General features: G+C 40.3%; 17 protein-coding genes and 2 pseudogenes. 4 read left to right on the forward strand and 15 right to left on the reverse strand.

The window, feature by feature from the left end; translation table 11 throughout:
* Positions 1–88 precede the first annotated feature (88 nt).
* Positions 89–1,224 (forward strand): IS3 family transposase gene (locus tag ACFFLE_RS00495; protein ID WP_380569247.1). Its coding sequence is split into 2 segments (ribosomal slippage): positions 89–335 and positions 335–1,224, totalling 1,137 coding nucleotides; the frame shifts between segments, so codons are not numbered across the junction.
* Between the two features lie 260 nt (positions 1,225–1,484).
* Here the strand turns inward: ACFFLE_RS00495 and ACFFLE_RS00500 are convergent.
* The 5 genes from ACFFLE_RS00500 to ACFFLE_RS00520 form a co-directional block, all read right to left on the reverse strand.
* Positions 1,485–1,784, reverse strand: a complete 300-nt coding sequence (locus ACFFLE_RS00500) for a type II toxin-antitoxin system RelE/ParE family toxin (protein ID WP_380569232.1) — start codon at positions 1,782–1,784, stop codon at positions 1,485–1,487.
* Positions 1,785–1,786: 2 nt separating this feature from the next.
* A complete protein-coding gene (locus ACFFLE_RS00505; protein ID WP_380569233.1) occupies positions 1,787–2,170 on the reverse strand; it encodes a hypothetical protein in 384 nt (127 codons plus the stop codon).
* Positions 2,171–2,556: 386 nt separating this feature from the next.
* A complete protein-coding gene (locus tag ACFFLE_RS00510; RefSeq protein ID WP_380569234.1) occupies positions 2,557–4,407 on the reverse strand; it encodes a DUF2357 domain-containing protein in 1,851 nt (616 codons plus the stop codon).
* Positions 4,391–6,457 (reverse strand): McrB family protein, encoded by a 2,067-nt coding sequence (locus ACFFLE_RS00515; RefSeq protein WP_380569235.1) that lies wholly within the window; start codon positions 6,455–6,457, stop codon positions 4,391–4,393. Before ACFFLE_RS00515 ends, ACFFLE_RS00510 begins: the two co-directional genes overlap by 17 nt.
* A complete protein-coding gene (locus ACFFLE_RS00520; protein ID WP_380569236.1) occupies positions 6,457–7,746 on the reverse strand; it encodes a hypothetical protein in 1,290 nt (429 codons plus the stop codon). The genes ACFFLE_RS00515 and ACFFLE_RS00520 overlap by 1 nt, the downstream gene beginning before the upstream one ends.
* A gap of 759 nt (positions 7,747–8,505) precedes the next feature.
* On the opposite strand from ACFFLE_RS00520, the gene ACFFLE_RS00525 reads away from it, so the two are divergent.
* Complete coding sequence (locus ACFFLE_RS00525) at positions 8,506–9,057, forward strand: recombinase family protein (protein WP_380569237.1); 552 nt, start codon at positions 8,506–8,508, stop codon at positions 9,055–9,057.
* Between the two features lie 86 nt (positions 9,058–9,143).
* Here ACFFLE_RS00525 and ACFFLE_RS00530 read toward each other — a convergent pair whose 3' ends face one another.
* The 8 genes and pseudogenes from ACFFLE_RS00530 to ACFFLE_RS00565 form a co-directional block, all read right to left on the reverse strand.
* Positions 9,144–9,467 carry a type ISP restriction/modification enzyme gene (locus ACFFLE_RS00530; RefSeq protein ID WP_380569238.1) on the reverse strand — a complete coding sequence of 108 codons (324 nt, stop codon included), beginning with the start codon at positions 9,465–9,467 and terminating at the stop codon, positions 9,144–9,146.
* A pseudogene (locus ACFFLE_RS00535) lies at positions 9,461–10,418 on the reverse strand (IS30 family transposase). The gene ACFFLE_RS00530 and the pseudogene ACFFLE_RS00535 overlap by 7 nt, the downstream one beginning before the upstream one ends.
* A gap of 168 nt (positions 10,419–10,586) precedes the next feature.
* Entirely contained in the window at positions 10,587–11,402 is an 816-nt protein-coding gene (locus ACFFLE_RS00540; RefSeq protein WP_380569239.1) for a ZIP family metal transporter, read from the reverse strand.
* A gap of 417 nt (positions 11,403–11,819) precedes the next feature.
* Positions 11,820–13,304 carry a malate dehydrogenase (quinone) gene (mqo, locus tag ACFFLE_RS00545; RefSeq protein WP_380569240.1) on the reverse strand — a complete coding sequence of 495 codons (1,485 nt, stop codon included), beginning with the start codon at positions 13,302–13,304 and terminating at the stop codon, positions 11,820–11,822.
* Between the two features lie 99 nt (positions 13,305–13,403).
* Positions 13,404–15,109 (reverse strand): annotated as a pseudogene (locus tag ACFFLE_RS00550) (L-lactate permease).
* A gap of 151 nt (positions 15,110–15,260) precedes the next feature.
* Complete coding sequence (locus tag ACFFLE_RS00555) at positions 15,261–15,941, reverse strand: FadR/GntR family transcriptional regulator (protein ID WP_380569248.1); 681 nt, start codon at positions 15,939–15,941, stop codon at positions 15,261–15,263.
* Positions 15,942–16,073: 132 nt separating this feature from the next.
* Entirely contained in the window at positions 16,074–17,282 is a 1,209-nt protein-coding gene (locus ACFFLE_RS00560; protein WP_380569241.1) for a hypothetical protein, read from the reverse strand.
* A 194-nt stretch (positions 17,283–17,476) separates the two neighbouring features.
* A complete protein-coding gene (locus ACFFLE_RS00565) occupies positions 17,477–18,181 on the reverse strand; it encodes a hypothetical protein (protein WP_380569242.1) in 705 nt (234 codons plus the stop codon).
* A gap of 645 nt (positions 18,182–18,826) precedes the next feature.
* Here ACFFLE_RS00565 and ACFFLE_RS00570 point away from each other — a divergent pair.
* Positions 18,827–19,528 (forward strand): TVP38/TMEM64 family protein, encoded by a 702-nt coding sequence (locus tag ACFFLE_RS00570; RefSeq protein ID WP_380569243.1) that lies wholly within the window; start codon positions 18,827–18,829, stop codon positions 19,526–19,528.
* An 89-nt stretch (positions 19,529–19,617) separates the two neighbouring features.
* Here ACFFLE_RS00570 and ACFFLE_RS00575 read toward each other — a convergent pair whose 3' ends face one another.
* Positions 19,618–20,715, reverse strand: a complete 1,098-nt coding sequence (locus ACFFLE_RS00575; protein ID WP_380569244.1) for a glycerol dehydrogenase — start codon at positions 20,713–20,715, stop codon at positions 19,618–19,620.
* A 162-nt stretch (positions 20,716–20,877) separates the two neighbouring features.
* The gene (locus ACFFLE_RS00580) at positions 20,878–21,630 is read right to left on the reverse strand and encodes a class I SAM-dependent methyltransferase (protein ID WP_380569245.1); all 753 of its coding nucleotides are present in this window, start codon (positions 21,628–21,630) and stop codon (positions 20,878–20,880) included.
* A 282-nt stretch (positions 21,631–21,912) separates the two neighbouring features.
* Between ACFFLE_RS00580 and ACFFLE_RS00585 the strand changes: the two genes are divergently transcribed.
* Complete coding sequence (locus ACFFLE_RS00585; protein ID WP_380569246.1) at positions 21,913–22,329, forward strand: GlcG/HbpS family heme-binding protein; 417 nt, start codon at positions 21,913–21,915, stop codon at positions 22,327–22,329.
* The last annotated feature ends 159 nt before the right edge of the window (positions 22,330–22,488 follow it).

Here is a 22,488-nt window from a genome sequence, read left to right on the forward strand (position 1 = left end):
GGGAAGGAACAGAACTGAGGCCCCACCTTATTTTCGTAAAATCCGTGTCTTGACAATGGGGTCCACTTTAGAAAGTAGGCGATTTTTTATGACAAGAACAAGAAGAACCTTTACCCCAGAGTTTAAACTACAGATGGTGCGATTATTTGAAAATGGTAAACCCAAATCTGAAATTGTACGTGAGTATGATCTCACCCCCTCATCATTAGATAAGTGGGTCAAGAATCATCAGGCGACAGGTTCTTTCAATCATTTAGATAACTTAACAGATGAAGAAAGAGAAATGAGACAGCTCAGAAAAGAAAACCAACAACTTAAGATGGAAAATGACATTTTAAAGCAAGCAGCGCTGATCATGGGACGAAAATAGATGTCATTCGAGAGAATGCCGATAAATATTCAGTATCAGCAATGTGTAAAGTCCTGAAAATTCCAAGAAGTACCTATTATTATGAATTGAATAAACAGACTGTTGATGATTCAGAAGATGTCATCAGCCATAAAGTCGTGGAGATATTTAATGCGAATCGTCAGTGTTTTGGCACACTTAGAATTAAATATGAGTTAAATAAACTTGGATTCAAAGTCTCTAGAAGACGCATCGGTCGGATTATGAAAGCAGAAAAGCTGGTATCATCGTATACTTCATTGAAATATAGACCGCACCCCTCACAATCCAATGAACGAAATATCATGAATAGACTCAGTAGGAATTTCATTAGACAAGCACCGATGGAGGTACTCGTCAGTGATTTAACCTATGTAAAAGTGTCTGGAAAGTGGCATTACATATGTATATTTATTGACCTGTTTAATCGTGAGATTGTTGGATATAGTGCAGGTCCAAATAAAGATAGCCATCTTGTGTCAGCGGCGCTGAGTACCATTAAGCATGATTTAAGACAGGTTCAAATGTTCCATACAGACCGTGGGAAAGAATTTGATAATCATTTGATTGATGATGTGCTTGATACATTTGGTATCCAAAGATCACTGAGCATGAAAGGCTGTCCCTATGACAATGCGGTTGCTGAAACGACATTTAAGGCACTGAAAACTGAATTCATTAGACAGTATCATTTTATATCTATACAACAGTTGAAAATTGAACTATTTGATTATGTGAATTGGTATAACAATATTAGACCACATGGTGCCCTCGGTTATACGACACCGAAGGAGTATAAGGAAGCACTCTATAAAAACTGTCTAGAATACTGTTGACATACCAGTGAAATGTGCTTCCTGAAAGTATTGTAATGATAAGCAGAAGGTTTTATGTCGATTTTAAGTTTGAAATCTCTATATTCTTTCTTCATTTACATCCCCTTTCTTAAATTATCTCATCATTTCTTATTGAATTAAGCTGGTCGATCAGTTAGAGAACGCTCATCTATATATAAACTACCCCATTGAAAAAGTATTAAAAAAAGACGTAAGACGATGCTTTCGCCTTCCGTGGATGAATGTATGTATGCTATTCACTATAAATACCGTTTCAGTTCCTTGTAAAACTGTTCCCGCGTACCAGCATGGAGAATGATGACGATATTTCCCTCCTCATCTTTGTCAATGGTATACGCAAGCTCGTACCCTGTTTTGTTATGGCGGATATCATACCCGTAGACCCCCGAGAGGTCCCCCGTTTTCGGTTCGCCCGCGTGATAGGGGTCTAAGCGTATGGTCTCGATCGCATCTTCATACTTACCTTTGAGCTGTTTGTCTTTGATTTTCTTGAAGAACTTTTTGGCCGGGTTCTGGACTCTCAGTTTCGCTTTGTCCATGACTATTCGTCCTCGTCAAACAGGTCCGACACAGAATCTACGTCCTCTGCGTTTTCCTGAGCGTTTTTGATCCACGCTTCGACCGCAGGGCGTATGTTATTCTTCCGACGATTGAATTCCTGGAGCAGTTCATCCCCTCCGTACCCTTCGTCGATCAGGTCTTTTAAGATAAACTCGGAGAAGTCATCATTATTTTCTCGGACCGGGGTGATCACGATTTTGTTCCCCTCTAGCTCTATATTGGCTTCAGTATCCATTTCAAGGTAATCGTAATATTCTTTCGGCACGGTGATCTGGCGTTTGTTGGATATAGCTATACGGCGCGACTTTTTCCTAGGTCCTTGAGCCATATCTCCACTCCTCCTTACAGTTTCCTCTATAGCCATCAGTATGCCCCTCCTTCTTCCACATATTCCTAGAAACCAAAAAATCGTTTCTTTGTTTCTAGGATTCCTTGTTATAATTATAATACTACAGGATAGCATACGCAAATGCTTCCCTAGATGAAAGGGCACACGTAGGAGATACATGGGCGGCAATTGACTTCATAAGCGTTTTCCGTTTTATGCATTTTCCTCTTGCCAAATACACGTGGAAATGAATTAGGATTTGCGCTGATGTCGGTAAATCTTCGTAAACATATCGCCACTAGCGCAAATCCCGTCCTAAAAAACCAGAAAAAACAATATCAAAAAAGCTCCGATCATCTTTTTACGATGCTCGGAGCTTTTTTACTACGAGTCTTAGTTAGTTATGTCCCAGACACTCTCCACTATATGTGAGAGAGTATACCTTTCAATTCTTCTTCACCTACGATTCGAGGACCGTCCTCATCTATTTCAGGGTGAAATCTTAAGTAAGTGACAACTCCCAATCTTTTTTGGACTTCTTGTGTTCCAGCCCCTGCATATAAACATACCACTCGATCCACACAAGCTCGGAAACCCGCTTCTTCCAGTACGGAAAAGAAACTATAGTATTCAGTCAATTGTTCCGTTGTTTTATTCATATATTGTGAATTATATATGTTCCTTAGTTGACTGAACTTCGCATCCATAACTATCGAAGTATCAAACAACTTCCCGTCTTCCGTCTTCTTAAATACATCTATCTTAAGATCAGGCTTCTTCTTTGCAAGGTTTGTGTAGAAGTACTCCCCTCTTTCAATAGCCTCTTCTTCGGTATGAGGATGGTAATGGTCATACCACAAGTGCACTGTCTTCTCCTCATTCTCCAAGACAAATTTAGTCCCTTCTTGTATCCGATCTTCGAAATAAAGGTTTAACACATCATCGTCAATGCCTTGCACGATTTCAAACCCTTTATCCGTGAATGTCTTAACCACTTTAAAAAGACAGAAATACTCGTATATTTGCCATGTAGGTTTAAGAATCGGAGTCATCTGAGTGTCTTCCCCCTTATTTTCTCGAATCTTTCTCAATTCTTCAAATATAGCATCCACTCGAAAGTATTGATTCTTTTTCAAAAATGGCTTTCTAAACCCACGTTCAACATCTCTAAGGAAAGAGTTATCGAGAAAAAAAATGAGCTTACTCTCCATTTTTTCTAAAACTCCAAGTTGCTCATTCAAAATCGAAACCTTTGTTCTAGTTTTTTTGATATCTTTCTCTAACATATACATTTGGCTTTTGATATCTTTTTTTGTATTTTCACCAGTGTCACTTTTTGCTAAAAGCATTCCTTTTTCTTGCTTCACCTTATTATGCTTATCTTGCTGCTCTTTCAACTTACGCTGATAACTATCCAAATCATTTTCGATGTAGGAAGACACCTCTAGCAAGTCCTTCCGCCACATAAGCAGAATGTTTTTCAACCAGCGATTTTCTTTAGAATCAAAATTTCTTATTTTCTTCTTGTTCAATTGAAAATTACTTTGTTGGACACCTGCATTCTTAGCTAACCCTTTATTCGAACTCGCCCAACGAATGCTCTTGTGATCTATTTTTCCCGCGCGTACAGAAGGTTTATAGGATGTCTGGATATAATCGTGAGGGTTTCTCTCTATCGCTGTCATACAGTACATATATTCGTCGTAAATTTCCGCAATCTTACGAGCGTAGTCATAGTACCAATACTTCGGTAAGTCCGCCCCCTCATCATTTGACAAGGTTTTGTTGCTATACACGAAGTCATAGATAATATCTTGCACCTGCTCATTTAAATACTCATGTAAATGCCTCACTTGAGACTCATCAAGGTGGTGAGGGAGGATGTTAATTCCCCCAACATACCTTTCCCCACCAAAAAACACCTCAATAAAATATACCCCCATACGCCATGGAAACTCTTCGTTATCATTAGCTTGATAAAGCCACTTCTTTCTTCCTCTTCCCACTTGCAAAGGATGATTAAATACAACCTGTTCATCAGAGGAGTCATATATATTTGTTTGTATCTTACAAACTGCCTCTGAGTCATGAACCTCTCTTTCATCAACATAAAACTGAAGTCCAATACGAGAGTTCTCTTTCAAAACTGTAAGTCTTGAAACATTTATATCTTCTTCACTTTTCCATAGTTGCTCTACTTCATAAGGACGTCCGAATCGATCTTCAAAATAGCATCGAAAAGGTAAGACTTCCCCTTTATAATGTGTAGCCATTTCGCATCAACTCTTTCGCCTTTTGTTCAAGGTACGCAATAGATTTTTCACAATTATTTCGATCTTCCGTGTCAAGTACAGAACTAATACGTCCCCCTGAGTATCCCTTCTCTTCATCGTATCGTCCAACTAGTTTTTCGATTTGATCTCTGTGCCCTCTGATTTTAGAAAGAATTCGTTGTTTGACTTGGAAGTCGAAAGCAGTATTCCTGTTCAAGAACGGAACGCCACTCTCATCACAAGGAATATTATCCAAATAGTGACCAATTTGCTCCGCAATACGAAACGATACTCCTGTCTGAGAATCAAAATTACTAATCTCTTCATGTAACTTATCGAGGATAGATAACTCCCGCTCTTCCAACGAAGCTAATCGTTTCCCGTTATTCACAACCCACTCTTCATAGATGTCTGCGGTAATTTCAGCATCAGGGTTTTTGATTTCATTCTTCTCCTGATCCGCATAATCAGTCGGACTCTCAATATTTTCATTGATTTCGTGTTTGTAAGCATCCGCAAACGATGTCTTCTCTAGAAGAATGACGTTACTTCGATCCAACATCCGATTTGAGAAATCTCTCGTTGTTTCGTCGAAATTCGCTGTTCCGACGAACAAAACATTATTTCCAATCAGGATACCTTCCCTCAGATGTTCCTGAACGCACATCGCCCCTTTATTGAACAACCGAAGGCGCTTTTCCCCCGTCTCTAACTCTAATATTGATATAAAATCACTGAAATAGTGTTCGACCTGACCTAAGTTCATTTCATCAAACACAACCATGTGCATCTTGTCTTCATTTTTACTTGCACGATTCAAGAAAGAAACAAGTCCTACATCACTCTCTGTGTATACTCCTGTTTGAGGATTCAAGAACCCTAACAAATCACTTGGCTCTGTGTACGAGGGCTTAACAGGTACAAAGAGAAGATTGTCCCCTTCCTCAATTTTCATTGCCTCTGCATATAGCATAGCTAATTGTGTTTTACCCGTTCCGCTCATGCCACCCAGTATTGTAAAATTGGATGTCTTTAACGAGGTATGGAAATTGTACAGATCCTCAAGTGAATATCTCAATTTCTTTTTTCTCGCCAGGTAATCAAGACGAAGAATGAAGTCCCCTTCACCAATTTTATCAGCAACATCTTCTTCGGATACTTGCTCTTGAGAAGTTTTCTCTTCCCTCACCTTTTCTTCAGATGCCTTTTTTTCTTCTAGTTTTTTTTGTCTCTCCAATTCTGCAATCGACGTACCTTCTTCTTCAAATTGATCAATCCAGCTTAAACGGTTGTTGTTAGAAATGAATGCAATCTCTTTATGTACCATACGCATATTCCGATCGTAATCTTCTGGAATGTCAATTCTCTTAATAGATTCTGGTTTACGACAGATATACATATTGGAATTCGCTTTGTACTTTTCCAAAACTGTATCATCTGGAATTTGATAAATGTAACTATCACAAATGATAAATTCTGGTACCTCAAAGGCGTGGTTATAGCAACTCAACTCTATTGGTTTTTCATCCAATAACTTTCTCTCAAACCGAGTAGCTGGAGTGGAAGTGCTCATTTCAGGAACAGGGACAAACTCTTCCTGCATTTCTTCTTCACTAGCCGCTTTTTCAACCAGCAGTACCTCTAAGTTGTAGTGATACATTTCTCTTTTTTTATCGTATGTCAATTCTGGCTTGAACAAGATTAGTTTCCCTTTGAAATGTTCTCTTAAAAACTCCACTGGGTTATCTTGTTCAAAGTATCCGACCTTTTGTAAATATCTCTTGTTACGATTGTCAAAAGAAATATAAAATTCGTCTTTGTTCTTACCCAACAAACGTTTCAATAGTTCTGGCTCTCTTGACAGAGCTTTAATGAAGAATACAATCCTGTCAATTCCATCTTTGGAATACGTAACAGCTCGGTCAAACTCTGCCCCTAGACGAGGAAATGAACTATTATCCTCCGCTATCTTCCCTAAAATATAACACTCTTCAATTCTTTGTCTGTCCGCTTGGGAAATCTCTTGAACATTTTGTTCTGCAAATGTCATTAAATTCGCACCCTCTCTCTGTGGAGGTAATCCACAACTTGGTTTAAATATTCGCTTAAGTCATATCCCGATAACTCGTAGTAATGTATTCCGTTATTCTCTAGATACCTTTTAGTCACCAACCATTCCGCACTTGTAGAAAAAGCAGCTCTAGATATAAGAACCATTTTGTTCTTGTACCTCGCTACATCTTTCATCCTTTTATGTTGGTGGAACGTCTCTAAACTCTCGACATAATCAATCAATTCCGTTCCTGTAAATAGCTCTCGGTCGTTTGTGACAATAACTGCACCTCTACGCCTTAATAAACTTTGGAAGTAATCAATGAACGGCTTGTTGATACTTTGACAATTAGATAGATCTATGATTCGATCTCGTAATTCTTGGTTTTCTTTTTCCTTCTCTTGCAAGAAAGAAGTTAATTCATCATTCTTCTCATTAACAGTACAAAGTTGATCTAACTTTTTTTGCTTCTCGTCAGACTGTTTCCGAAAGCTCTCCGCCTCTTCTTCCATAACAGATAAAGCATAGCTATTATCCTCATCTTTTTTGCTTTCAAACCATCGCTCTACATACATCAGAAAATCTTTATATCTCTCATCCTTGTAGCGATTATTTTCCATTAAAAAAGCCAGTACAGGATATTGTCTTTGGCTTTTAGGAGTCGATGACACTTCATTTGCAAAGCTAGCCTCACCTTCTAGATTTACGTTCTGTCTGAACTCTTCGTACCGTTTATCGCCTATTATTTCTTTTGATTTCTCAACGTAAGTTTTCAATCGTTCATATATATACTCTTCATCGGAGAACTCTTCTCTCAACACCTCCATTTTTTCTTCGGATGACATTTGCTTTACTATGCTCTCCAACAACGATCTACCTTCATCTACGTTTCGTTCCAGCACCTCTTTATGCTCTTGATAAGTATCAGGAAACTGTGTATAAATGACGGATAGAATCGCTCCTTTTGAGAATTTATAGTTCATTTCCAACTTTAGTGCCAAATCCTCCACTGACATCTCTTCGACCTCTGGATGATCATTAATAAAAGATGAACTGATGAACTCAAACACCTCTTGAACCGTTGTGTGCTTTTTACCTTTCCGTTTGTTGTTTGACCTAGGATTGGCACCAGCCTTCAACTCTTTGATGATAAAATTCTTCAACATCTCTTCTGGGGCTCGAATGAAGTTCTTCTGGAACCCATGCACTTTTATGTCAAACTTCTGCACAATGGTTGCAGCTTCCGCCTTCGTAAGCGTCTTCACCAACGTCCTTATTTCATCCATGGAACTCCCCTCACTTTTGAATTATTCAATTGTCTTTTAGTTAAGGTTTCATCCTTCAAGGTAAACCACCTCCTTCAATCAGTAACATTTAATGGCAGTTCTCTTTAATAGTGGCAATAGGCTCTCTCACTAATGTTGCATAAATAACTTCAGCAGAATGGTCAGAACTTATTCAGGTACATTGAAAAGTACTTTATAATGGTTAGCTTAGGGGATTCATCTCCAAATCCAAAATAAAGGACAATCGCATGGACAAGAATACTGTAAAACATCATTTGATAAATAAGTAAACTGATAGATAAGTAAACGTCAAAAATCTAGAAAATTCAGCTCCCTACTATAATTAACTGGAAATATTTACACGAATTATATCATATCAAATGACCCCGAGACTAATTTACTATCTATTTCAAAAACTTAAATCAAATCAGAAGCAGAGAATTTAGTTTCTAACCTCTGTATTTAAATCAATATCTCGAAACTGAGTATTTCGCAGTCCTATCCTTTAACTGAAGACTCAGTTTCAAGATATATGCCGTGGAAAAAGAATCTAGCTTGTAATTCACACTTATAAAGTGGATATGTATTACATATCATCAATTCAACCACCATGCAGCATTAAAATAATATTTATTCATTTATTAATTTTCTAATGGAAACAGTCCATAACTTTGAAGTTTTGACACCGATAAGCTGATGTGATTAAATCAGTAGATAAAATGGTGTCATAACTTATGGTCAAAAGTGAGGGCGATTTTCATGAAATTCGGGTACGCGAGAGTGTCAACAAGAGGCCAAGATTTGGAAGGACAGATTCAGGAACTCAAAAAAGAAGGGTGCGAAGAAATTTACCAGGAATTTGTGACGGGGACAAAACGGGAAAAGCGCAAAGAGTTTAATGAACTGATTGATCGATTGGATCAGGGAGACACATTAGTCGTGACGAAACTGGACCGGTTTGCACGTTCCGCGAATGATGCAACGAGTATCATTGAGGATTTATTTGAACGAGGGATACGGGTGCACGTCTTAAATATGGGGATTATCGAAAACACACCGACCGGACGACTGATTTTTAATATCATGACATCATTTGCACAGTTCGAGCGTGACATGATTGTCGAACGGACCCAGGATGAAAAAGCCCTAGCAAAAAAACGACCGGACTTCCGAGAAGGCCGGCCGAAAAAATATAATAAGAAGCAGATCGATCATGCGCTTCAGTTGTTGGAAAACCATTCCTACCGAGAAGTGGAACAAATGACGGGGATCAGCATGAGTACCTTGAAACGGGCGAAAAGAAAACAGTGAATAAAGAATTAATAATTGATTTTACTTTTGGATAAAATATGTGTAAAAGTTTTACTATTTAAATCAATTCAACTCCTAACGCCCCATTAGTCTTCTTCTATTTCTAACGGGGGTAAATCATTCTTTAATTCAATAGTTTGGACAGAGACATTAATGATTCTCAACAATAAATTAAAAATGTATTCTTCATTATCAGAAAAATCATTGGGATTATCAATTATTCCAGACTTAGAATCTTTTTTTACTTGATATTGTTCCATGACCCACTTTATCGCAAATTTTCCATTCACAACATATTCATACGCCTCTTTTGGAATATTTGTTATTGTAATGTCTTCATTAAATATAATTGTATCGAATTGATCACGTTTAGGATGCTTCATTTTCTTAATTATTTCATTTGTCAACATAAGCTAGACAGTTCTTTTTCACCCATGTAACTCAAAAATACTTCCAATGGTGTTTGGTAGTTCAATGATTTTCTCGGTATATGGTTTCTTCTTGCAGCGACCGATGAGATAAAAGCGTGGTCGACTGTGTTGAAATCCATATCTTTACGCAGTCCATCCCTTATGAGCAGACCATTGGAATGTTCATTCAGCCCGCGTTGTGACGGTGTGCCCGAATCGGCGAAGTAGATGGCCAGGTCATTTCGATTGCTCATTGACTGCCAGTTGGAGAATGCTTTACCGCAGTCAAAAGTGATGGGCTTGAACAGGTTTCTCGGCACCCAGTGACACCGCGTATTGATGGCAGTTTCGATATCTTTGGCCGTCCGACCTTCAGGTTTCAATGTGATGATGACTTTCGATAGCCGTTCAACCAGCGTGATGACGGCGCTTTTATGTCGCACACCGACAATAGTGTCGCCCTCCAGATGGCCGAATTCTTTATTGAACGCTGGATAGTCGTCCACCCTTTCGGAAATGTTGCGCCGGAACGTCTGTCGCCCCCGGCGTTCCTTATGACCGTTGGGGTTTTTTGCCTTTCATTGGCAATGTGGACACATCACAGTCCTTACGCTTGAACATGCGGTACAATGTGCGGCTGGAACACTGTATCTTACGGTCACGCCGGCCGGCAATCACATCCGGTGTCCAGCCCTGGGCCACTTTTCCTGTCACATATGCGTGTTGGTCCGCTGGCAGTCTTGTCCGTTTCCGGCCGCAGCGCTGCTTGTTTGCCTTGTAGCGCTGGTAGTAGTCCAATGCGCTGTGGCCGGCTCTGAAAAAAGCCACAACATTATGGACCGTCTGTCGGGCCCGGCAGACCCGTTTCGAGATTTTTGAAACAGGGATGTTCTGATGAAAGTAGGATGCTATGATTACCAGTTCATCCGTGCTAAGATGGGTGTCGGTCATTCGTGATCACTCCTATGTTTTCTTTGGTTGGAAAACCATTTTGAGTGTATCACGAGTGGCTCTTTCTATGTGTCTAGCTTAATTTTACAATCGGCGTAATATAAAATCCCCGTCATTTTAATGACGGGGATTCTTGTTACTGATTTCACTAATCTAATCGAATGATATCTAGCCTAGTGCAACATCGAGAATCATCATAATGGTGAACCCGATCATAAGGCTCATGGAGGCAAGATCGGTATTGCCATTTTCCTGGGAACCAGGAATGACTTCTTCAGCGACAACGAAGATCATCGCGCCTGCTGCAAAGGCTAATGCATATGGCAACAGTGGCTGCATGAATATTACTGCAAGTGCGCCTGTAACCCCGGCGATTGGTTCAACGATACCAGATGCCTGTCCATAGGCGAAACTTTTCCGTCTGGACATCCCTTCACGTCTGAGCGGCATCGATACAGCCAAACCTTCAGGGAAGTTCTGAATACCGATACCAATCGCCAGTGCTATGGCACCACCAAGTGAGGCTGACGGCAGGTCCGCGGCCACAGCACCGAATGCGACCCCAACAGCCAAACCTTCCGGAATATTATGCAATGTAATAGCGAGTACAAGAAGCGTACTGCGTCTTTTCCGTTCTGGATTAAGTCCTTCAGCTGACTCCATGGTCAGCCCTGGATGAAGGTGTGGAAGCAGTTTGTCGGCTAACCAGAGGAACCCTCCGCCAGCTAAAAAGCCAATGGCAACTGGTGCCCAGGCCGGTAGAGCGCCACCTTCGGCTCTTTCCAATGCTGGAGCCAACAAAGACCAGAAACTTGCAGCAATCATGACCCCACCAGCAAAACCGAGCATACCGTCCATAAATTGTTGATTAAAACCTCTTGTTGTAAAAACAAGCGCTGCGCCAAGCGCAGTCATGCCCCATGTGAAGAGTGTGGCAATAGTTGCTTGTAGAATCGGGTCCAACCCCAGAAAATAATCAACCATGTTGCATGAATCCTCCTTATAAAAATATTTAAGATTTCGAGCGATAACTTGTGTTTTCTATAACCATTATTCAGTACCCATTAAACGCTTGAACTAAAGTAACATACTTTTTTAGCCAGACCTTAGTCAACAGCAATGGAGAAAGAATGATGACCTTGAAAACCTAGGAAAGGGTCGTCCACTCAATTCTCGACAACCGTATCATACTTATTTAGTAAGTATGAATATAATTTTTAGGTTACTCTAAATTATTATGTGTTTCAAGAAAAAAATTGTAAATAATATTATTCTTTTCTCTTCGTTAGATAGTTGCAATTCACACCACATAGAAAAAAGATCAGCATATGACTTACGCCATTGCTGATCTTTTGAAATTTAGAGCCGTAACGCATTTATGAATATACTGAGGCACTCTCACTACGCTTTTAAACCGAGTTCCCGCGAGGTTGTTTCCCTGATTTCCTTCAACAATTCAACGTCTTCTATTAACGATTGCCCATATGAAGGGATGATTTCTTTTATCTTGGGGGCCCACTTTTCTTTATACTCGGGGAAATTTTTCTCAAAGACTTCCAATACGACAGATGCAGATATAGAAGCACCTGGCGATTCACCGAGCATTGCGATGACAGTATTATCTTTGGAATGTACCACTTCCGTTCCGAATTGAATAAATCCTTTGCCGTAATCTTCGGTGTCCTTGATCACTTGCACACGTTTACCCGCTACCAACAAGTCCCAGTCCTCATCTTTCGCATCAGGCACAAACTTCCTCAGCTCTTTCATTCGATCATCCTTATCCATCATGACCTGCTCGATGGAATATTTGACCAGTGGCATATTCTTGACGCCTGCCGATAACATGGTCATTATGTTGCTCGGGTTGATGGATTTGAGGAGATCTAAATTGGAGCCATTTTTAAGAAATTTAGGGCCTATGGCTGCAAAGGGGCCGAATAGCAGACTTTCGTTCCCTTGAATATAACGTCTATCCAAATGTGGAACAGTCATAGGAGGCGTGTTTGGCGGCTCTTTTCCATAGACTTTGGCATTATGCTTTTTGACTGCTTCAGGATTGCTGCAGACTAGAAATGCACCGCTTATCGGGAAGCCACCCAGGTTTCTACTCTCGGGAATTTTAGTCTTCTGGAGCAGTGGTATAGCGTTGCCCCCTGCTCCGATAAAAATATGATCCGCCACATGATAGTCGACTGTATCATCCTCTAGATTACGCACTTTGACGCCCCACTTGCCATCTCTTCTTCTCTCGAAATCAAGCACCTCATGATTATAATGCACCTGTGCATTGTCATGTTCACTGATGTTTTTCATCAACTTCCTGGTGAGCTCGCCGAAATTGACATCGGTACCCGAGTCAATTTTACTCGCTGCAACAGGCTGATCCGACGGGCGCCCTTCCATCATCAACGGCATCCATTCCTTAAGCTGATTGAAATCCTCTGAGTATTCCATTCCTTCGAACATCGGCAGTGGAGACAGCGCTTCATACCGCTTTCTCAAGAAATTCATATTATCTGCACCTTGGACAAAACTGATATGTGGCAAAGGATGTATAAACTCCCTAGGGTTTTGTATTTCATTATTTTTAACTAGATGTGCCCAGAACTGCTTAGAGACCTCGAACTGTTCATTTATCTCTTTTGCCTTCTCAATATCTATCGAGCCATCTTCCTGCTCGACTGTATAATTCAGCTCACACAATGCTGCGTGGCCTGTTCCAGCATTATTTTTTTCGTTCGAACTTTCCATAGCAGGCTCGTTCAGTCTTTCAAAAACTTTGATATTCCAGTCTGGTTCTATATTTTTTAAAAATGAACCAAATGTACCGCTCAATACACCAGCGCCTATCAATATGACACTCTTTGGCTTTGAAACATCCACTTTATGACCGCCTTTCCTATTCATAAATTTTTTTATTACATCAATATAATCTTCTCTCAGCATCATATAATCATAGTGATACCTCAATATAGATGATTCCTACTGTTTTCTTTCCACCATTTTATATGAACGTAAAATCATGAAAACAATCAGTGTAAGGATAGCCAGGACTAAAAGAAACCCAATATTAAAGCCAATACCATTTACCCATGCGTATCCGATTGCACCCGCAAACAGAAGATAGAAAGTTGTAGGTATAAGCAGCTTTGTAATGATGGTACCTTCTTTACCCACCATTCCAACAGCTGCACTCGCTGCCACCACTTTATGCACACAAATCATATTACCTGCTGCACCACCCACTGCTTGAAGGGATACTATGGCTAAAGGACTCATGTTGATCTGCTCCGCTACACCAAATTGGAATAGCCCAAACATCATGTTACTCACGGTATTACTTCCTGCTGCAAATGCACCTAACCCCCCTATAGTAGGAGATATCAAAGGCCAACTATCTCCGAAAAGGCCTGCGGCTGCTTGTGCCAAAACTAACGGCATCGATTCATATCCTGCCCCGTTAATACCAGAATTAATGAATACTTGCACAAGAGGCACTGATACTATCAATGCAGCCATCGCTGATAGAATTGTTTTCCAAGATATCTTGAATGCGTCCCCCATGCCTCTAACATCCAACTTATGTACCCATCCTGTCAGAATTGCTACGATAATGAAGACGGTCCCAGGAATCATCAACGGAGTCAGACTGTGTGTTATCCCTGTACCAAGAATGTCATCAAAGGACACAACCCAGCTTGAAAGCAACGCTTTTAGTCCAAGCGCATCAATTCTTGTCACAACCAATAATAATGCTACTAGCACGTAAGTCAGCCATGCTTTGAACATTGAAATTTTCTTTGGAGCTCTAGCATCGCCGGCCATTTGACTGATCCACGATGCGTGCCATTTCTCACGTGGCTCAAATACAAATGTTTCTTTAGGCGTGAGAAACCCTTTTCTGGCTAAAGGCACTACAATTGCAAGACCTATTAATCCCCCTATAATTGATGGGAACTCAGGTCCTAGAAAATTAGCGGTAAGGGAATAGGGTACGACGAATGCAAGTTCTGCAAAAATTGCAAACGGCCATACTTTAAGCCCTTCCAGGAAGCTTCTGTTTTTACCAAAAAATTTAGTCAGCATTGCTGACATGAAAAGCGGGATAAATAATCCAACCATCGCATGGAATATGGATACTTGGCCTCCCACATTGAATATGAATGTTGACAATTCCATGCCTTCTGCATCCAGGAACGAGTTTACAACTGGTTTATCTTCTAGACTGGTATTTACCCCTACCAAAATAGGCGTACCTACTGCTCCGTATGAAACAGGTGTAGACTGAAGCATCAATGCAACCATAACGGCGGCAAGTGCTGGGAAACCTAACGCAATAAGTAGAGGTCCCACTACGGTTGCCGGCGCTCCCCAACCTGCAGCACCTTCCAGGAAAGTACCGAACAACCATGCGACAATGATCGCCTGTACCCTTCTGTCTGGGGATATGCTTGTAAAAGATGTTCGGATTGTTTCTACAGCGCCGCTCTCTTTAAGTACATTGAGTAGCAGTACTGTACCCCTTTAAATGATGCGGCTGCAATCTCAGTAACGCCCATCTGCCACCCAAAAAATGCGATCAACACTGTAATTATGAAACTGTAGAACATACCTTTTTTAGCTGACCATCTGAGAATTACAAGAAAGAAGAATATTGATAGTATTGGCAGCAAACTCAAAAATGTCAAAGTACCCTCCCCTTACTTCTAGAAATATTATAACTAAACTTAAGTCATCTGATGACCATATGTCTATTTGAAATTATATGTAACCGCTTTCCGAATGTCAAAATTTTTTCAAAATATCGAAGTATAAAAAAAGAATCTCATTTGAGATTCTTTAATAATGCATTAATAATAATTCTTCTACTTCCTTCAAATGAGACAACATATTTTTGGTGGCTTCATCTTCATTCTTATCTTTTATTGCTTTATATATGAGTTTATGTTCCTCATAAATTTTTTCGATCGATTTCTGTGTTTCATACAACCATAGTCTTCTCGTCTCTCTCATTGTACGGATCATCGTCTCTGAAACATCTTCTAACAGATTGATGAGCAGTGGATTCCCTGTCGCTTCAGCTATAGCCATATGAAAATCATAATCTGCTTGTTCACCTAACTCATTGTTCTCGACTGCCGTCTCCATTTTCTTTAGCGCCTTCTCCATTTTTTCAAAATGAAGGGCATCTGCTTTTTTACAAGCAGCGCCAGCACAACCGACTTCTATGATTTTCCGTAACTCCAGAAGATTCGTTATATCTGATTTTGTAATAATTTCGAAGTTCTGTTCGAATCCAAGGGGCATCTGTTCATTGATAAATGAACCTTGTCCGTGTTTAACTTGAATGACATCCAACACTTTGAGACTATTTAGTGCTTCACGGATTGAAGCTTGGGATACTTGGTAGGTTTCTGCCATTTTTGATATTGTAGGCAATTTATCGCCTGGTTTTAATTTTCCAGACTTGATATCTGATAGGATTATGTCGGTTATTTCTTCGTATACTCTTTTTCTCATTATATTCAATGCGACCACATCCGATAATATTATTGTGCTACCAATAATAGCATATATTATCTTGTCAGTATCTCCCTAATGACAATATGAATTTTATAAAATGCAATCATGCCATTGTAAGTTCTTTTGGTTTTATTCAACAGGTTCATTATTGACTTCTTGGTAATCGAAAATCATAAATCCTTGTGGTGTTTCAACGATACTATATTCTACTTCTGTTAATCGTTTTCCGTTGGAGGTTGCGTGTGAATATTTTCTGCTTGTCGTTACTTCATAGGTATTCCCATCCGATTGAGTAACATCTTTAACATTTATACCGTAAGTTTCATGGTTCCGATAATTTCCTGAATCTTTATTGGCAGAGATTTTTTCAAAATTTGGGGAGCTTTCACGGGTAAAAGTCATGATGTTTTGTGCATTACCATTGTAGTAGGCCATCAATTCTTCAATATATCCTTCTATAAACTGAGTGATTCTTTTCTCTTGCTCACTCAATTCGTCTGTCTCTTCGGAGTTTGGGTCGGCAACCTGTTCAGCATCATCAGGCACATCATCCATCGTCATTATATCAACGATCTTCTCGCCGGCTTCATTATCATGCAGCCAAAAAGTACCGATGACTGTGGAATCTTCCTTGTCTTCTATTTCATATTTCATCAATTGCTGGCCGCTCACAGGTCCGCCTTCTGTTTCATACACATCCACATCCGGTGTGCCTAATGCATCGACCACTTTTTCATACGGCAATCCGGCATAATACATTACATTGGTTACAGTATTCTCTTCCGGATTCGCCGTTTCTTCTGTCTGTTTATTCCCATTCATGAATGGACCGGGGTCTGAATAATTGACGCCCAGATTGCCATATATGACGACAGGCCCGCCATGCCCTGGATAGATCAGATCATACGTCCCGTATCGCGCCTCTACTTCTGCGCGGGACATGCCTTCAGTAATGACATCTTGTGAAAATGTCAGATTTTCTGTCTTTACACCATCCGGATTAAACAAGGTCTGTTGGACTGCGTCTGAGTGGATGTCGAATACAGTGGCATTCTTTTCATTACTACTCTCATCTGATTGATTATTGGAACCTTCTTCTGAATCATTCCCATTATTTCTACCGCCTTCTGTTGGCTCCTCTGATGGGACACTTTCACCTGATGCTTCATCGCTTTCTTCGTTCTCTGAAGCGTTGGCATCGGCATTGTCCTCAGAAGATTGCACTGACGTCTTTTCTGTATCCGCTTCTGTATTATCAGCTGCATCATCGGGCGCTGCGTTTGATTGGCAGCTTGAAAGTATAAGTAACGATAAAATTGAAAATAAAGCTAAACGCATTATAATTCTCCTCATATTGAATTCATTCGATCTTATTTCAACCACCTATTATATTTCTACCCGTAATATATCAGCCTCAGTCTCTTAATTTTTTGGAGAGTAAGTCAGTCAGGTCCATTCTATCTAGTTGACCATAAAAATGCTGCAGGTTAGATAACCTACAGCATTTTCTGTCTTGCACCTAAAAACTTACACTACTTTTTCTCGTATGACCAAGTCCATTCTGAACCGTCTGAAGAGAAATGATATACATATTCACCCATCTGATCTGTTAAGTGAAAATCATAAGTGCCATTGAGCACTGGGGTTTCATTCAATTGTTCGGGGTTATTATGTGCCAGATCAATTAATTCATACGCTGTGAAATTCTTGTTCGTGCCATATACCCACTCCCAGTACATACCGTCGTAAGAGAAATCAAATTCATAACCATCATAGTTAAAATTATGATGATAAGGGGTTTCTTGCAATGGCGCTTCATTCAATGTCTGCGGTGAATGCATGGCGAGATTGGCAAGGTCCTCCTGCATGCCGTCCATATTTTGACTTGAATCCATGTCTTGTTCCTGACCATCCATATTGGATTGTTCGGCCTGCATTTGCTGTTCTTTTTGGAAAAGTGCTGCCACAGCTTCATTAAATTCTACTTGAGACAATTCTCCAAAGTCCTTCTTATAGGCTAATTCACTAATTTTATCCTGAGATTCCTGGGACATCCAAGTCGGATCAAAATCCGTGTTCGCCCAGCCATCTCCATCCGGATCGGTTTCAGCAGGCAGTACTTCCCCCCAGACCGTTTTGGCGCCGTCTTCCTCTTCTGCCTGTGCCGTACCGCTTAATCCTGTAAACATTAGTGTGCCTGCTACTAATGCCGAGCTGAGAAAAACTGATCTTCTCATCCAACAACATCCTTTCATTTATTAAGATTATTTCCAATTATAGGATAACTTACATCTATTATTATTTCAATTGTATGTACTTTCAGTTAATTTAAGTCTGACAGCACAATTATTAAAAGGAAGAATTCAGGAAATAAAATGTTCTACCTCTTGATATGCCCAGTCAAAAGTGTTCATCCATCCTGGATATTAGGATCCTCTCTTTTAGGAAAATCCAATATGATTTTTTGTGAAATCATAATTGATAACAATGACGAGGAGAGGTAATGTATAATGTACGTTTAACGGCAGGTGCCAAAACCGTTTATGAAAAAAAGATGGAGGATTGAACACAACACATCATAAAAAAGTATATTAAAATGCAGCTGGGCGAGTGAACAACCGACATAATCTTCGCCTTTTACAAGTATCCTGTATTACCTTTAATCCAGTAAGCATTGGTTTGTTCAAAATATCGCCCAGACATTTTTTAATGCCTTAGCCGTAAGATTAAATAAGTAAAGTTTCAGAAGGATTGTAAGCGAAATAGAAACAAGGAGAAATTAATGTGAAGTCTACAAGCATTATCAAAAAACCCAGAAATGTGCCTCCTATTTCCGAGGAAACCAAAGTACGATTCATTGTCAAAATGAAAGGAGGAAACTTATGAGTTCAGAAAAAGAGCACACCAGTCTACTTTCCCTCCGTTCAGTAGGATCTCTGACTGCTCTAGTTGTATTGGGTGCATCACTGCTCTGGGTGAGCTTCAATATGGAACTACCCTCACCAGAAGCTTTGCGTGAAACCATCCTCGGGTATGGCTGGGCCGGCTGGCTTGTATTTCTCGGAATCACCACTGCAATTGCTATCACACCCATTCCTGTAACAGTTCCGGCCCTAGTGGCAGGATCCCTATATGGTCTGATAGAAGGTACTATACTTTCATTCTCTGGTGTTATGCTCGGTTCATGGATCGGCTACTGGTTAGCTCGCGCTTTAGGCCAACGCATCGTTTTCCGCCTTTTAGGACGCCATAGCACCATTGTACAAAATTACCTCAGCGATGCAGGGTTCTGGGCAATGTGTACTGTAAGATTAATGCCTGCATTACCTTATTGGCCGATAAATTATGGGGCGGGTGCCTTAGGTGTAAAACAGTATGCCTTCGTCTCTGCCACCTTCGTCGCTTCCATGCCCGGTCAGATTTCTCTAGTGGCTTTGGGAGCATTTGCTTCCAATCCATCAATTTTCCACGGCACAGTATTGGTTATCGCTTGGATTGCCGTATTGATATCAACTTGGATTTCATATAAATACTGGCGAAGTACGGCACCTGATCGAAAGGAAACTGAATCAACAAAAGAATAAGGCTAATTTTATATTTTAATGTCAACTAAAAATTCCCGAGCAATGAACATGTTCCATAAATGTTCGTTGCTCGGGATTAATTGTTTCCGTTATTTATTGGATATGCTTATTTCATTCACTGCAAGAATTGCATTAGCGATTTCTTCGGGAGTGATTTTATCACTCAAGTTAGAGAACGTATCTCCAGGATCTGTCGCAAGCTCTCCAACTTTAACCAGATCTTCGAAGCTGGTATTTTCCAAATGCATTTCTTTTAGGGTTGTTGGCATACCTATACTTTTGTAAAAATCGATATATTTATGCAATGTTTCATCTGAAGCATTCTCAAGGACTAATTGTACAAGGGTGCCATAAGTTACTTTCTCTCCATGTGAGAGATTGTGGATTTCTCCTGACAAGGAAGTGAAACCATTGTGGATGGCATGGGCTGCAGCTAATCCGCCGTTTTCAAAACCAAGTCCCGAAAGCAGTGTATTCGCTTCTATGACCGCTTCGACATGAGGCGTGACCAAGCCTTTAGAAGCAGCTCGGTACGCAGAGTCACCATACGTGAACAAGGTTTCTTCACACTTTTCTGCGATGGCGATTGAAGCCAAGGTAGGTTGTCCCCCCACCATGTTCTCACCATGACTTTTTAGAGCTGCTCTTGCCTCTACTAGAGTCGCCATAGCATCACTCATCCCTGAAGCGAAAAGTTTTATCGGAGCATTTACGACTACTTGCGAATCAATGATGATCAGATCAGGATTCTTATCATAGAACTTGTAGCCTGTAAATTCACCGGATTCTGAATAGATCACAGAAAGTGAACTTGATGGTGCATCGGTTGAAGCAGTGGTGGGAACGATTATGACAGGCGCTTCCAAACTGTCGGCTATTGCTTTTGCTGTATCCAGCGTCTTACCACCGCCTATACCGACGACTGCATCGGCTTCCTTGCTTTTAGCTACTTCGCTTAACCTATCAATTTCTTTCTCAGAGGCTTCGCCATTGAACGCCTCGTACTCAAAATCTATGTTACTATTTTCGAAACTATTTGTGATTGTTTCACTGGTGATCGACCAAACCATATCATCCGCAATGACTAGTGGCTTTTTGGATAACTTGTTGGTCTCCTCTCCCAGATCCTTTAACACGCCTGCTCCCTGCACGTATTTACTTGGTGATTGAAAAATCATTCTTGCCATTTTATAACCTCCCAATAGTTGAACATCTATTAGTGACTTTACCCTTTAAGCAAAAAATTATGCCTCTGCCATAGTCTGTCAAAATATGATGGACAGTCCTTCTACCAGATATTGACCATAAAAAGTGAGCTTCAGATTGCTGTACGGAAAGTTCTTTCCAACTTAGTTCTTCTTTAATTTGATCCGATAGGACAGGCACTCATCCAACGATGCGATTTTTTGAAATGCGCCTGTCTCAAAATCTATTGCTCCTGAAGGGTAATAGGCTATAATCTGTAATCCTGCCTTTTCGCAGAGCGTATAAATCTGCTCGGGTGAGTAGCAAGCGAGGGATTGTGTAATCGTTTCGTTCTCTTTGCCTTTTTCCCACCAGGTATCGGTCATTCTATTTCCGGCTTCGTCATAATCATACTTCCGAATAATATTTTCTATACCAAACGGATACATTTCCTGTCCAGCGATTTTTTGCCAATATAGAGGTTGGTAGATATCTATTAGCGCGTACCCGTCATCACTCAGCCAATTGAAGATTCGTTGCAGCAAATATGACTGATCGTCGTCATTGCCGACACCAAATCCATCAAGATACAAAATCAGATCGAAATCACGTTGTAACTTTATTGTATAGAAGTCACCACACAGCGCTTGAACATTTTGATGGGCATGTTTTTTCGCATATCCACAAATTTCCTCCACCAATTCTATGGTTACTATTTTTCTATCTTGGCGCGCCAGTATATTAGCTATATCACTGCGACCCGCCCCCAATTCCAAAACTGTTGCAGAAGGCCGCCCTACTTGTTCGAGCAATAATGAAACTTCCTCTTCAAAGAAGTTATTGGCCGGGTAGGCGGAATTGGACCTCATTAATTCAAACTGCCTTTTATAATAGGTCTCTGCCCAATTTGCTTTCATAGTATCTACTCCTTGTACTCTCTAATCAGCACCTCAAGTGTAACTTTGCTGTTTATACTATCATCTTTCGACTACCAGGCATTCATATATAATAAGACTAATATGCATGTGCAATATTGAATTCGGTAAATTTCAATTCATTTGACTGAATATTAAGAATAACATAGAATGAAGATATTCATGGCTAATATGGTGCTTTAAAGCTCCATGAATCATTTATATAAGCAAGGTGCCTTATATAAGCATCAATGCATCATCAAAATTGATAAAGGGGATGTTTTTATGGGCAAGGTAAATCTTCAGGTCGCAAAAGAGATCATAACAGCGGCTGAGGAGCAGGCAGAAGATATCGGAGTTAAAATGGTGATATCTGTTATGGATGAAGGGGGTAACCTAATCGCAACACATCGCATGGATGATGCGTGGCTCGCGAGCATTGACATCGCACAGAACAAAGCTTGGACTTCCGTAGCGTTGAAGATGCCGACTTCGAATCTCGCAGAAGCAACGGTCCCGAATGCCGAGCTCTATGGTCTGAACACCACGAACCAAGGCCGGATTGTAGTATTCGGGGGTGGCTTCCCTCTTGAAAAAGATGATAAAGTCATCGGTGCCATCGGTGTAAGCGGCAGCAGTGTCGAAAATGATATTAAAGTATCACAAGCTGGTGTAGATGCATTTGAGAAGATGAATCTATAATTCCATGACTTGCTGAAAATGTTATATCGAGGCCGTTTCGGTCTCGATATTTTACTGCCTCAATCAATGAATTCGCTCTTTTTATATAGCGCCGATTGTAAAATTAAGCTAGACACCTAAAAAGGGTCACGCGTGATACACTCAAAATGAGTTTTCCGA

It is taken from the genome of Salinicoccus siamensis, assembly GCF_042429615.1.
In the GTDB taxonomy this organism is placed as follows: Bacteria; Bacillota; Bacilli; order Staphylococcales; family Salinicoccaceae; genus Salinicoccus; species Salinicoccus siamensis.